Here is a 13,144-nt window from a genome sequence, read left to right on the forward strand (position 1 = left end):
ATAGGCAAACGTCACAGCACGTTTACATTCGGCGAGCGTTCCGGAAATGCTGCCTCCCTAGCTTTGAGGGAACATCCCCAAGGAGGTCCCCGTGACAGAACGCATCGCAGACACCGCCACCCTCACTCCCCCGACCGTCCCCGCACTGGAACACCGGGCCGGCCGCTGGATCGCCAACTGGGACGCCGAGAACCCGGCCCAGTGGGAGTCGGCGGGGCGTGGCATCGCCCGGCGGAACCTGAACTGGTCCATCTTCGCCGAGTTCCTGGGCTTCGTGGTCTGGCAGCTCTGGTCGATCGTGGTGGTGCAGCTGCCCGCGGCCGGTTTCCGCTTCTCCACCAACGAGATCTTCTGGCTCATCTCGATGCCCAGCCTGGTCGGAGCGACCCTGCGCATCCCGTACACCTTCATGGTCCCGCGCTTCGGCGGCCGGAACTGGACGGTCGTCTCGGCGCTCCTGCTGCTGATCCCCTCCACCGGGCTGGCGCTCTGCGTGGCCAACCCGGGCACCCCGTTCGGCGTCATGCTGCTGGTGGCAGCCATGGCCGGTTTCGGCGGCGGAAACTTCGCCAGCTCGATGGCGAACATCAGCTTTTTCTACCCGGCCCGGGAAAAGGGCTGGGCGCTGGGCCTGAACGCCGCCGGCGGAAACCTGGGCGCCGCCGTCGCCCAGCTGGCCGTCCCGGTCGCCGTCACCCTGCTGGCCGCCGGCACCGTCAACCTGCCCGTGGCCGGGCTGATGTGGGTGCCGCTGATCCTGCTGGCGGCATTCGGCGCCTGGAAGTACATGGACAACCTCACCAGCGCCAAGGGTGACGTGGCCGGCTCCCTCGCCGCGGTCCGGGAACCCCACCTGTGGGTGATGGCGCTGCTGTACATCGGCACCTTCGGCTCGTTCATCGGCTTCGCGGGCGTCTTTCCCAAGCTGATCAAGGATTACTTCCCGGCGTTCTCCTCCTTCGGGGTGGGAACCGTGGCGCTGTCCCTGGCCTTCCTCGGCCCGCTGGTGGGATCCCTGGCGCGGCCCTACGGCGGACGGATGGCGGACCGGCTGGGCGGGGCGCGGATGACCGTGGCCGCGTTCGCGGCGATGGCCGCCATCACCCTGACCGTGGTGTGGACGCTGCCGCTGAAGAACTTCTGGCTCTTCCTGGTCCTGTTCCTAGCCCTCTTCACCGCCAGCGGCTTCGGCAACGGCGCCACCTACCGGATGATCCCGGTAATCTTCGCCCTGCACAGCCGGGCCGCCCGCATCGGGGCCGGTCCGGCGGCCACCCAGAAACTGGCCTCCTCGGCGCTGGGGCTGATCTCGGCGATCGGCGCCTACGGCGGCTTCGTGATCCCGCAGGTGCTCAACGCCGCGAACACCGCCACCGGCTCCTACACGCCGGCGTTCTACGGCTTCGTCGCGGCCTACCTCCTGATGCTGGCCGTGTGCTGGGCCTGCTACCTGCGCCCCGCCGGGCACGGCAAGGGGCACGTCTAGATGGCCGACGGCGCCGCGACCCACTGCCCGTACTGCGCCCTGCAGTGTGCCATGACGCTGACCGTGCCGGCGGCTGCGGAGGCCCCGCCCGAGGTGACCGGCAGGGACTTTCCCACCAACCGTGGCGGCCTCTGCCGCAAGGGCTGGACCTCGACGTCGTTGCTCGAGCACCCCGGGCGGGTCACCGAACCGCTGCTCAGGGGCGCCGACGGCGTGCACCGGCCGGTCGACTGGGATACCGCCTTGCACCTGGCCGCCACGGCGGTCCGGGAGACCCGGGCCGCCTACGGCCCCGACGCCGTCGGCGTGTTTGGCGGGGGCGGGCTGACCAATGAGAAGGCCTACCAGCTGGGCAAGTTCGCACGGCTGGCCCTGGGGACCTCGCGGATCGACTACAACGGCAGGTTCTGCATGTCCTCCGCCGCGGCGGCGGGAATCCGCGCGTTCGGCCTGGACCGTGGGCTGCCGTTCCCGGTGGCCGACCTGGACGGTGCGTCGACCGTGCTCCTGCTGGGCTCAAACGTGGCGGAGACGATGCCCCCGTTCGTCCAGCACCTGCGCGGGGCGCGCGACGCCGGCGGCCTGATCGTCGTCGACCCGCGGCGCTCCGCGACGGCCGCCTTGACCTCCGACGGCGCCGGACTGCACCTGCAGCCGCTGCCGGGCAGCGATCTGGCCCTGCTGCTGGGGCTGGCACATGTGGTGATCCACGAGGGCCTGGCGGCTCAGGCCTACATCGCCGGGCGCACCGCCGACTACCCGGCCCTCGCCCGCAGCGTGGCCGGGTACTGGCCCGAGCGGGTGCAGTCCCTCACCGGCGTGCCGGCCGGCCTGGTCCGCGAGACCGCCCGGCGGCTGGCCGACGGTGCGCGCCGCGGCGGCAGCTACGTCCTGACCGGCCGCGGCGCGGAACAACACGTGGACGGGACGGACACCGCCACCGCCGCGATCAACCTGGCCCTGCTGCTGGGCCTGCCGGGTTCGGCCCGGAGCGGCTACGGAACGCTGACCGGCCAAGGCAATGGGCAGGGCGGGCGCGAACACGGCCAGAAGGCGGACCAGCTGCCCGGCTACCGGAAGATCACCGACCCCGCGGCTCGGGCCCACGTCGCGGGCGTCTGGGGAGTTCCCGAGGCGCTGATCCCGGGTCCCGGGGTCCCCGCCGTCGAGCTCCTGGCCTCCCTGGGACAGCCCGACGGCGTCCGCTGCCTCTTCGTGCACGGCGCCAACGTTGCGGTGTCCGCCCCGGATGCGAACGCCGTGACCGCGGGCCTGCGCCGGCTGGATTTCCTGGTGGTCTGCGACTTCTTCGTCTCCGAGACCGCGGCCGAGGCGGACCTGATCCTGCCGGTGACCCAGTGGGCCGAGGAGGAGGGTACGCTGACCAACCTCGAGGGCCGGGTGCTGCGCCGCCGCCGGGCCGTGACTCCCCCGGCCGGGGTCCGCAGTGAATTGTGGATCATGGCCCGGCTGGCAGAGTTGCTGGACGCCCCGTCGACCTTCAGCGAGGACCCGGAGACGGTGTTCGAGGAACTCCGCAGGGCGTCCGCCGGCGGACCGGCGGACTACTCCGGGATCGATTATGCGATGTTGGACCGCGGTGAGGAGGCCTACTGGCCGTATCCCGCGGGCAGCGCTGGGACGCCGCGGTTGTTCCTGGAGGCCTTCGCGCATCCGGACGGACGTGCGGTGTTCACGCCGGTGACGCCCCGCCGTCGTACGCCGTCCGCCGGCTCGGCCGGTTCCGCCCGCTCCGGGGATGCCGGCGCCCCGATGACCCTGGTGACCGGACGCTGGCTGGAGCATTACCAGTCTGGCGCCCAGACCCGGCGTGTGCCCGCGTTGGTGGATGCACGGCCCGAGGCGCGGCTGCAGCTGCATCCCTCGGCCGCCGCGGCGCAGGGCATCGACGACGGTGCCCTGGTGCTCGTGGCGAACGGCCGCGGCGAGGTGTTGTGCCGTGCCGACGTCAGCCCGGACATCCGCCCGGAAACCATGTTCCTGCCGTTCCACTTCCCCGGGGTGGAGAGCGCGAACCGGCTCACCGAGGCCGTGACGGATCCCGTCTCCGGGATGCCGGAATTCAAGACCAGCCAGGTATGGGTGCGGTCGGTTGCTGCCGGTGCCCCCGCCGTGGCCCTGCAGAGTGAAGGTGCCTCATGAGCGAACGCGTTGTGGTGGTGGGCTTCGGCCCGGTTGCGGCGAGGCTGATCGATGAACTGCTGTCGGCGGTGGCGTCCGGGGTGGTGGAGCTGACCGTGATCGGCGACGAACCAGTCGCCGCCTACAACCGGGTCCTGGTGGCGGACCTGGGCGTCGGCAGGACCAGCGCGGACGCCCTGGCCCTTGCCGATGCGGTGTCCCTGGTGGCCGCGGGCGTCGATGTCCGGCTGGACGTCCGGGTCCGCCGAGTGGACCGGGCCCGGCGCCAGCTCCTGCTCAGTGACGGCAGCACTCCGGGCTATGACCGGCTGGTGTTCGCCACCGGCGCCCGGCCCGTGATTCCCAACCTCACCGGGCTGAATCCGGATCCCGGACGGCCCGCTCTGCCGCCCGGGGTGACCGCGCTGCGCGACCTGGGTGATGCGGCGGCGCTGCACGCCGCGGTGGCCAGCGGCAAACGCGTGGTGGTCCTGGGCGGCGGCGTCCTGGGCCTGGAGACCGCCCTGGCCGCCGCCGAGGAGGGCGCCACCGTGACCGTGGTCCACAACGGCCCGTTCCCGCTGGGCCGCAGCATCGACCGCGGCGGAGGGGCCGTGCTGGCGGCATCGCTGCGGAACTGCGGGGTGCGGATGGCCGGCAATGCGCGGTCCGTGGGCGTGGAGACGGACGACGACGGCGGCTTCTCCGCGCTGCTGCTGGACGACGGCTCCGCGATCGACGGGGACCTGCTGGTGCTGTCCTGCGGCGTACGGCCCCGCGTTGAGCTCGCGGAGGGCTGCGGGCTGCCGACGGCGGCCGGCATCCTGGTGGACCACCGGCTTCGCGCGCACCACGAGCCGCACGTCTTCGCCGTCGGGGACTGCGCGGAGGTCCGCTGCCCCGATCCGGACTGCGTGGACTGCCGGGTTCCCCGCGGACCGTCCGGACTGGTGGGGCCGGGATGGCGCCAGGCCGAGTGGCTGGCCGGCTACCTCACGCTGCTGGCGTCCGGTGCTCTTGCGGAGGCTCAGGCGATGCCGGCGCTGCCTTCGGAACGGCCGGCCGTGGTGGTGCTCAAGGCGCGCGGGCTGACCATGGCCGTGGCCGGTGACGTCACCGCGGATCCTTGGGACGAGGAGGCGCTGTGTTCCGGGTCGGCCACGGACCGGCCACGGCTGCAGGTCTCGCAATGGGCCGACCCCGAGCACGGCCGCTACGTCAAAATGTCCACCCGCGCCGGGGTATTGGAGGGTTTGGTGGCCGTCGGGATGCCCCGCACCGCGGCCGAGCTGGTGCAGCTCTTCGAACGCGGTGCGGAACTACCGGCGGACCGGTCGCTGTTGCTCAGGCTGGACGGTCCGGAGGCTAATACCTCGCAGGCCGCCCACGACCCGGCGCGGACCGTTTGCCGCTGCGCGGGGATCAGCGGAACAGCCATTGCTTCAGCCGTTTCCTCCGGCTGCTCGACGGTTGCCGAGGTCTCCGGTACCACCCGCGCCGGCACCGGCTGCGGCAGCTGCCACGACGAGATCAGGGGCCTGATCGAAAAGCACTTCCAGGCGGCCGTGGCGTAGGGGGCTGAATCCACATCCTGGCGACCCCCTATCTCAGACGAGACTCATTTGTCGCAGGCGATCCCGTCCCGATCTCGGTCCAATGCAGTGCGGTATCCGGGCGAACCCACCCGCATAGGAGCAGCCCCAGCGGCCTTCGCTTCGGTGCAATTCGCAAAGTACACCCCGGCAGGAGCGGCTGGTGCGGCAGGCGCTGCGGGAACCAGCGCTCGCTGGCGCGCGGCTTCTGCGGCGGCGGCATCCGCGGCGGCCTTCTGATCGGCGGCCAGCTTGTCGGCGGCGGCTTTGTCAGCCGCAGCTTTGTCAGCCGCAGCTTTCTGGTCTGCGGCCAACTTATCTGCAGCGGCCTTGTCAGCGACGGCCTTCTTTTCGGCCGCTTCCTTCTCTGCGGCGGCTTTCACAATCTGCGCCGACTCGGCCTCCGGCAGCCATAGCAGCCGGCCGTCGGCGTCCTTCGTGCACACCAATGCGTTGCCCTGATAGGAGGCGGTGGCCGCGGCTGTTACGCAGGAGGTCCGAACGGGGTTGGTTTCCGTAGGGGTCTGGCTGGCGGACTCCGCTTCCGGAGACTGAGACTGGGTGGCCACCAAAGCTGCCGGCTTAGCCACGGTGGTTCCTGGCGCCGCGGTAGCACCAGCCACTCCGCTGCCAATCAATAGGGCAACAAAGCCGGCTCCCGTCACGATGCCAGCTGACTTACGGTGCGGCAAGCTCACCCAAGATTTCCTCTTCGTCAGCAGGGCAAAGAGTCCGGTGATGAAAGCGACGAGGCCCAGCATGACGATGATGCCGCCGATGCCGGAGGATTGCGCGGCTGATATGAGCAACAGCAAGACGATCGCTGCCACGATCCAGAACATTTTTGATGGCCGCCAGGCGTTGTCCGGGCGTGCGGCAGCAGGGCGTCGATTGAACATGTATTTCCCCCAATAAGACCTAAAAAGCGATGCGATGGGGTCACGATAGCACCCGGGAGACACTAAACCGGTTTGTGTCCCGGGCCCGGCACTGTGGCGCTCATAGGACAATCTGAGGCAACCCTGTGGCCCAGCATCTACACCTCGGTTAGACGTTCCTGGCAGCTGGGCGAGACGACCCGCAGCGAGCTGGCCGGGTTAGAGGCCAGGGCCGCGGCCGGCCTGACCGGACGCCGCTCGAGGTTACCGCCGCAGTTGGGGCACGCCCCGTCGCGGAAACGGGCGACGCAACCGGGGCACCACGTGCACTCGAAGGTGCAGATGTACGCCTCGTCGGTGGGCGCGATGTCGCGATCGCAGCATTAGCAGTTCGGTCGGATCTCAAGCATGCGACCAGCCTACCGGCCAGTAACTAATGCGCCGGACGGCTGGGGCTCAAGCAAACCCCGCACCGCCGGCTGGCTGCTGCTGAAGCTCGGCGCCCCGCCCGGTGCTGATCACGGCCGTGGACATGTTCAACACCGCGCACATAGCGTGGAACGGCTCTTGACGGCGGCGTCCGGACAGCATGTGATGGACGGGAACTGATCCCGGACTACCCCTCTGCCGGACGCCCGCCGCCCGGACCGCCGAAAGGACAACGAATGTCCCTGCTCGACTCCGCCCTCTGGAACGGCAAGATCTACCTCAACGGCTGGCGGGACGGGGGCGGAGGGACCGGCACCGCCGTCGAGCCGGCCACGGGCGAGGAGCTGGGCAGCTACGGGGTCGCCTCGGCGGACGACGTCCGGGAGGCCGCCGCCACGGCGGCGAAGGCCCAGAAGGAATGGGCCGCCCGGAATCCGGAGGAGCGCGCCGCCGTCCTGCGACGCGCCGGGCAGCTCTGGGAGGAGCACGCCGCCGAGATCCAGGACTGGATCGTCCGCGAATCCGGCGGCATCCCGCCCAAGGCCGGCCTGGAAACCCACATCGCCGCCAACGAATGCTATGAGGCCTCCGCGCTGCCCTCGTTGCCGGCCGGGGACGTCCTGACCTCCAACGAGAACCGCTGGTCCTTCGCCCGCCGCCGGCCCGTCGGCGTCGTCTCCGTGATCGCCCCGTTCAACTTTCCGCTGATCCTCTCCATCCGCGCCGTCGCCCCTGCCCTGGCCCTCGGCAACGCCGTGCTGCTCAAGCCGGACCCGCGGACCACCGTGTGCGGCGGCGTCAGCGTCATCCGCATCTTCGAGGAGGCCGGACTCCCGCCGGGGCTGCTCTCGCTGCTGCCCGGCGGCGCGGAGGTGGGTGCCGCCGTCGTCGAGGCCGAGGAGGTGCGCGTGATCGCGTTCACGGGTTCGACGGCGGCCGGGCGGAAGATCGGCGAGACCGCCGGCCGGCTGCTAAAGCGCGCCCACCTGGAACTGGGCGGCAACAACGCCCTGATCGTCCTGCCCGGGGCCGACATCGCCAAGGCGGCCTCCGCCGCTGCATTCGGGTCCTTCATGCACCAGGGCCAGATCTGCATGGCCGCCGGCCGGCACATCGTGCACGAGGACATCTACGACGACTACGTCGCGGCCCTCTCCGAGAAGGCCTCCCACCTGCCCGTGGGCGACCCGAAGAGCGGCACCGTGGCGCTCGGCCCGGTGATCGACGAACGCCAGTTGAAGCGGGTGGACGGGATCGTCCAGGACGCCGTCGCCGCCGGCGCGAAGCTCGCCGCGGGCGGCACCCACGACGGCCGCTTCTACCAGCCGGCCGTCCTGGTGGACCTGGACACGGACAGCCCCGCCTGGGAGGACGAGATCTTCGGCCCGGTGGCCCCGGTGATGAAGTTCTCCACCGTAGACGAAGCCGTGGCCCTGGCCAACGACAACGAATACGGCCTCTCGATCGGCATCCTGGGCGATGTGGGCCTGGCCATGACCATCGCCGACAGGCTGGACTCCGGCAAGGTCCACATCAACGAACAGACCGTCTCCGACGAGGCCAACTCCCCCTTCGGCGGCACAAAGAACTCCGGCAACGGCTCACGGATCGGCGGCCATCACGCCAACATGGAGTCCTTCACCGAGATCCAGTGGCTCACCATGCGGCCGGACATCGCACCCTACCCGTTCTAGGAGCGGGCCACCCGCGCGGCGGCGGTCTCCACCAGGGCCTCGAGCCAGTGCTGGTGCTGCTTCTCGATGCTGCGCCGGACCACCGGTCCCAGCAGCGTCGCGAGGACGCCGCCCTGGACCTCCTCGGTGACGATCAGGGTGCCGCCGTCGTCCGTGCGCTGCAGGTCCCAGCGGTGGTAGCCGGTGGAGCCGCGGCCGGCGCCCTCCCAGCCGAGCCGGGAGCAGGGGGCGAACTCGCGGATGGTGCTGGCCACGCGCAGGCCGAAGGTGGTCCAGTCGAACCGGGACGAGGCCTCAAGTTCCGCGCCGCCGCCGTCGAGCACCACGTCCTTGGCGTTGCGGTACCAGACCGGCCAGCGCGGCGCCTCGATCAGTCGGGCCAGAGCTGCTCCGGCGCCAGCTCCGTGCGGAGCTCGTTATAGGCGTACACCCGGGCCGAGGCGGGGTCGAAGCCGGCGGGCCAGTCGGTGGTGGGGTTCATTTGCTGCTCCTGAACTGAAGGCGGAGGTAGGCGTCGAAGAGGCCCGAGCCGAGGAAGCGGCGGGACTGGACGATCGCCTTGGCGGCGGGGGTAACGGTGTAGCGGGACCGGGGTTTGCGGGCCGTCGCGGCGTGTTCGACGACGGCGGCCACGGCGTCGGGCTCCGCAGCCAGCAGCGGGGAGGCGTAGGAGACGGCCATCTGTTCATCGGCGGCGGCCCGGAGCGGGGCGTACGGGCCTCCGTCGGCGCCGGAGGAGGCCAGGGTGCGGGCGGCGGTGGCGCCGAAGCCGGTGCGGATCAGGCCGGGGGCGATCAGGGAGGTGCTGATGCCGAAGGGCGCCGTCTCGAAGCGCAGTGCGTCGGTGATGGCCTCCACGGCGTACTTGCTGGCGTGGTAGTAGCCGCCCACCGGGAAGGTGACACGGCCGCCCATGGACCCGATGTTGATGATCCGGCCGGAGCGTGCGGCGCGCATGCCGGGCAGCACCAGCTGGATCATCCGGGAGAAGCCGAAGACGTTGGTCTCGAACTGGCGGCGGACGGCGTCCAGGTCCGCTTCCTCGATGGTGCCGTATTCGCCGTAGCCGGCGTTGTTGATGAGGATACCCACGCTGCCGTGCCGTTCCTCCACGGTGCGGACAGCCGCGGCCATGGAGTCCTCGTCGGTGACGTCCAGGGGCAGGACGGTGGCGCCGGCGTCGGCGAGTCCGGCGAGGGTTTCGGGCCGACGCGCGGTGGCGTAGACGGTGAAGCCGGGCCGTTTGAGCAGGCGCCCGGCGGCGGCCCGGCCGATGCCGGAGGAGGCTCCGGTGATCAGAACTGCAGTGGTCATGGCTGGTCCTTGGGTTCGTTGGGATAGATGGTGAAGCCTGCGGTGAAGATGGCCACGCCGCGGCGCAGCCGGTCCGGGAGCGCGTCGGGGGCGGCGACGCCTGCTTCCAGGCCGCGGGTGAAGGCGAACAGCATTTCGGCCGCGTCCCGGGCATCGGCGCCGGGATAGGCCTCCTGTACGGTGCGGGTGAGCAGGGCCAGCATCGCCTCGTCGTACCGCCCCAGCGCCTCGGGAGCGAGCCGGGTTTCCACACCCAGCAGCTCGGCGGCGTGCGCCGGGCTGTCCCGCCAGATCCGCATCACCAGCTCCAGCTTGGCCAGCAGGATTCCGGCCAACTTCTCCTCCGGCGCCGTGCCGGCATCCGCGGCCGCCTCCGAGGCGGCGAGGGCGTCGGCCAGCAGGCGTTCGACCAGGGCGCGGAAGACGTCTTCCTTGCTGCGGAAGTACTGGTACAGCGCGGGCCGGGAGACTCCGGCCTGCCCGGCGATGTCGCTCATGGTGGTGCGCCTCGCCCCGTGCCGGGTGAAGCACACGTAGGCCGCCTCGACGATGTCAGCACTGCGGTCGCTCATGCCTGACACTTTAGGCACAAATCGTCAGAATGTAAACCACGGTGCCGCAGGACCCATAGGGAAGACGGTTAAACGCCGAACGCCGGCGGCCCCGAGGGGCGCCGGCGTTCGGACCGTGGGTGGAGCGGTGCTACATGTGCACGTGCAGGCGGCGGGCCGCCTCGGAGATCGATCCGCTCAGGGACGGGTAGACCGTGAAGGTGCTGGCGACGTCGTCGACGTGCATCTTCTGGGTCACGGCCAGCGAGATCGGGAAGATCAACTCGGAGGCGTTGGGGCCAACGACGACGCCGCCGATCACGGTGCCGGAGCCCTTGCGCGCGAAGATCTTGATGAAGCCATCGCGGTGGTTGCGCATCTTGGCGCGGGCGTTGCTGCGCAGCGAGAGCTTGACGACGTCGCCCTGGTACTTGCCGGAGTCGATGTCCGCCTCGGACACGCCCACGTTGGCGATCTCGGGCGAGGTGAAGATGTTGGAGGCCACCTGGTGCAGCTTCAGCGGGGCGACGCTGTCGCCGAGGAAGTGGGCGATGGCGATCCGGCCCTGCATGGCGGCGACGGAGGCCAGCGCCAGGACGCCGGTGCAGTCGCCGGCGGCGTAGATGTTCGGGGCGGTGGTGCGCGAGACGCCGTCGACCTTGATGTGGCCGCTCTCGGTCAGCGCGACGCCGGCCTCCTCCAGGCCGATCCCCGCGGTGTTCGGGATGGATCCGACGGCCACCAGGCAGTGACTGCCGCGGACGGTGGAGCCGTCCGCCAGGGTGACCACCACGCCGTCGTCCGTGCGCTCCACGGTCTCGGCGCGGGCCCGGGACAACACGGTCACGCCGCGGCGTTCGAAGACGCCCTCGAGGACCTCGGCGGCGTCCGCGTCGGAGCCGGGCAGGACCCGGTCGCGGGAGGAGATCAGGGTGACCTTGGAGCCCAGGCCGTTGTACGCGGAGGCGAATTCGGCGCCGGTGACGCCGGAGCCCACCACGATCAGTTCCTCGGGCAGCTCGTCGAGGTTGTAGATCTGCGCCCAGTTCAGGATGCGTTCGCCGTCCGGGCGGGCGGTGGGCAGTTCGCGCGGGTGGGCGCCGACGGCGAGCAGGACCGCGTCCGCCTCGACCGTCTCCACGCCCTCCGCGGTCAGGACCTCGATCGTGTGGTTGTCGAGCATCTTGCCGGAGCCGAGCATGATGCGCACGCCCTGGCCCTCGAGGCCGCGCTGGATGTCGGCGGACTGCTGCCGGGCCAGGCCCAGGAGCCGGTCGTTGATGTGCTTGAGGTCCGCGCGCATGGTGGGCATGCAGTCGCCGCCGTCGACGTCGAACTTCACGCCCAGCTCCCCCGCCTCGCTCACGCGGGTCATCAGGTCCGCGGTGGCGATCAGGGTCTTGGAGGGAACGACGTCCGTCAGCACGGCGGAGCCGCCGAGGCCGGCGCGTTCGATGATGGTGACCTGCGCTCCCAGCGAGGCGGCGACCATGGCCGCCTCGTAGCCACCCGGCCCTCCGCCGAGAATCGCGATACGGGGTGCACTGAAATCGGGATGCGTAGTCACAATCATCCATTGTCCATCATCCGGACCGGCGCCACCAAGCCACGGTGCTGGGCAGCGCGGGGGCGGCAGGGTAGCTTGTTCCAGTGAGCAACACGGAATTCCTGAACACTGACCCCTTCGACGCCGCCCGCGCCGCCGCCGACTACATCGCGGAGGAGACCGGCGTCGACAGCCACGACATCGCCCTGGTGCTGGGCTCGGGCTGGGGGGACGCCGCCGAATTGATCGGCGAGACCACCGCCACCCTGTCCGCGGACGAGGTCCCGGGCTTCTCCGCGCCGTCGGTGGTGGGCCACGTGGGCACCATCCGCTCGGTTCTCACCCGCGAGGGCAAGCGCGCCCTGGTGCTCGGCGCCCGCACGCACTACTACGAGGGCAAGGGCGTCCGCGCCGTCGTGCATGGCGTCCGGACCGCCGCCGCCGCCGGCTGCAAGACCCTGGTCCTGACCAACGGCTGCGGGGGCCTGAACGAGGACTGGGCTCCCGGAACCCCGGTGCTGATCAGCGACCACATCAACCTCACCGCCACCTCCCCGCTGGAGGGCGCCACCTTCGTGGACCTGACAGACCTCTACTCCTCCCGCATCCGTGGCCTGGCCCGCGAGGTGGATTCCAGCCTGGACGAGGGCGTCTACGCGCAGTTCACCGGCCCGCACTACGAAACCCCGGCCGAGGTGCAGTACGCCAAGCGGATCGGCGCCTCCCTGGTGGGGATGTCCACCGCGCTGGAGGCCATCGCCGCACGTCACGCGGGCATGGAGGTCTTCGGCATCTCGCTGGTGACCAACCTCGCGGCCGGCATCAGCCCGGTACCGCTGAGCCACGAAGAGGTCCTCGAGGCCGGCCAGGCCGCGGGCCCGCGCATCTCCAAGCTGCTCGCGGAGATCATCGCCAAGCTCTAAGCCGGCCGGCTCAGCCTGCCGCCAGCTGCGCCACTGTCCGGGCCCGGTCCTCCGGGAACCGCCGCTCCATCGAGTCGGCGATCCCGGCGATGGTCTGCCGGGCCAGGGTCTGCCGCCACACCAGTTCCGCCTGCCGCATCGTCTGGGAGACCAGGCAGGACCGCGTGAAGTCGTCCCGCGTCGCGGCGCCCGGGACGTTGCCCAGGATGCCCTCGCAGCGGAAGGCCGGTTCCTGGCCCTCGATGGCCAGCACCACGTCCAGGACGGTGATGGCATCCGGCCGCCGGGCCAGCGCGAACCCGCCGCGCGGGCCGGAGACCGAGACCAGGATCCCGTCCCGGACCAGCGCCTGCAGCTGCTTGTTCAGGTAGGCGGCGGGCAGGTCATACAGGGCGGCGATCCGGCCACTGTTGACGGCCTCGCCGGCGGGTGTCCAGGACATGACGACGCACGCGTGCAGCGCCCATTCCACCCCTCGCCCCATCCTCATATTCCAGACGCTATGTGTCCGGAAATTGGGGTGTCAACGGGCCGAGGGGCCCTGTGGGGGTCTCCTGCGGCAATCCTGAGCCAGCCCTGCGGAGGGTCC

Annotated in this window: 11 protein-coding genes and 1 pseudogene; 5 read left to right on the plus strand and 7 right to left on the minus strand. The window is 70.6% G+C overall.

Translation table 11 applies throughout. The annotated features are described in order from the left end of the window. Positions 1 to 91: 91 nt before the first annotated feature. Genes ACFUCU_RS10040 through ACFUCU_RS10050 form a run of 3 tightly spaced genes read left to right on the plus strand, consistent with a single transcriptional unit; the run spans position 92 to position 5,202 of the window. Positions 92 to 1,486 carry an MFS transporter gene (locus ACFUCU_RS10040; RefSeq protein WP_377972349.1) on the plus strand — a complete coding sequence of 465 codons (1,395 nt, stop codon included), beginning with the start codon at positions 92 to 94 and terminating at the stop codon, positions 1,484 to 1,486. Next, positions 1,487 to 3,649, plus strand: a complete 2,163-nt coding sequence (locus ACFUCU_RS10045; RefSeq protein WP_377972351.1) for a molybdopterin oxidoreductase family protein — start codon at positions 1,487 to 1,489, stop codon at positions 3,647 to 3,649. Then, positions 3,646 to 5,202 (plus strand): FAD-dependent oxidoreductase, encoded by a 1,557-nt coding sequence (locus ACFUCU_RS10050; protein WP_377972353.1) that lies wholly within the window; start codon positions 3,646 to 3,648, stop codon positions 5,200 to 5,202. Before ACFUCU_RS10045 ends, ACFUCU_RS10050 begins: the two co-directional genes overlap by 4 nt. Before the next feature lie 44 nt (positions 5,203 to 5,246). Here the strand turns inward: ACFUCU_RS10050 and ACFUCU_RS10055 are convergent, their stop codons facing one another. Both ACFUCU_RS10055 and ACFUCU_RS10060 read right to left on the minus strand, forming a co-directional pair. Then, positions 5,247 to 6,050 (minus strand): excalibur calcium-binding domain-containing protein, encoded by an 804-nt coding sequence (locus ACFUCU_RS10055; RefSeq protein WP_377972355.1) that lies wholly within the window; start codon positions 6,048 to 6,050, stop codon positions 5,247 to 5,249. 206 nt (positions 6,051 to 6,256) lie between these two features. Beyond that, positions 6,257 to 6,469: pseudogene (locus tag ACFUCU_RS10060) on the minus strand (DUF1272 domain-containing protein); the annotation flags it as partial. Positions 6,470 to 6,763: 294 nt separating this feature from the next. On the opposite strand from ACFUCU_RS10060, the gene ACFUCU_RS10065 reads away from it, so the two are divergent. Continuing rightward, complete coding sequence (locus ACFUCU_RS10065; protein ID WP_377972356.1) at positions 6,764 to 8,221, plus strand: aldehyde dehydrogenase family protein; 1,458 nt, start codon at positions 6,764 to 6,766, stop codon at positions 8,219 to 8,221. Here the strand turns inward: ACFUCU_RS10065 and ACFUCU_RS10070 are convergent. The 4 genes from ACFUCU_RS10070 to ACFUCU_RS10085 form a co-directional block, all read right to left on the minus strand. Further along, a complete protein-coding gene (locus tag ACFUCU_RS10070) occupies positions 8,218 to 8,547 on the minus strand; it encodes a hypothetical protein (protein WP_377972358.1) in 330 nt (109 codons plus the stop codon). The two genes, ACFUCU_RS10065 and ACFUCU_RS10070, sit on opposite strands and share 4 nt — an antisense overlap. A 151-nt stretch (positions 8,548 to 8,698) precedes the next feature. After that, a complete protein-coding gene (locus ACFUCU_RS10075; RefSeq protein WP_377972360.1) occupies positions 8,699 to 9,535 on the minus strand; it encodes an SDR family NAD(P)-dependent oxidoreductase in 837 nt (278 codons plus the stop codon). Further along, a complete protein-coding gene (locus tag ACFUCU_RS10080; RefSeq protein ID WP_377972361.1) occupies positions 9,532 to 10,107 on the minus strand; it encodes a TetR/AcrR family transcriptional regulator in 576 nt (191 codons plus the stop codon). Before ACFUCU_RS10080 ends, ACFUCU_RS10075 begins: the two co-directional genes overlap by 4 nt. A 130-nt stretch (positions 10,108 to 10,237) precedes the next feature. Continuing rightward, positions 10,238 to 11,653, minus strand: coding sequence for an NAD(P)H-quinone dehydrogenase (locus tag ACFUCU_RS10085; protein WP_377972363.1), 1,416 nt, complete (start codon positions 11,651 to 11,653; stop codon positions 10,238 to 10,240). Positions 11,654 to 11,736: 83 nt separating this feature from the next. Here ACFUCU_RS10085 and ACFUCU_RS10090 point away from each other — a divergent pair, with 83 nt between their 5' ends. Continuing rightward, positions 11,737 to 12,555, plus strand: a complete 819-nt coding sequence (locus tag ACFUCU_RS10090) for a purine-nucleoside phosphorylase (protein ID WP_364136925.1) — start codon at positions 11,737 to 11,739, stop codon at positions 12,553 to 12,555. Positions 12,556 to 12,565: 10 nt separating this feature from the next. Here the strand turns inward: ACFUCU_RS10090 and ACFUCU_RS10095 are convergent, their stop codons facing one another. Beyond that, a complete protein-coding gene (locus ACFUCU_RS10095; protein WP_377972365.1) occupies positions 12,566 to 13,045 on the minus strand; it encodes an RrF2 family transcriptional regulator in 480 nt (159 codons plus the stop codon). Positions 13,046 to 13,144 lie beyond the last annotated feature (99 nt).

It is taken from the genome of Arthrobacter sp. NPDC057259 (assembly GCF_042668995.1).
Classification (GTDB): domain Bacteria; phylum Actinomycetota; class Actinomycetes; order Actinomycetales; family Micrococcaceae; genus Arthrobacter.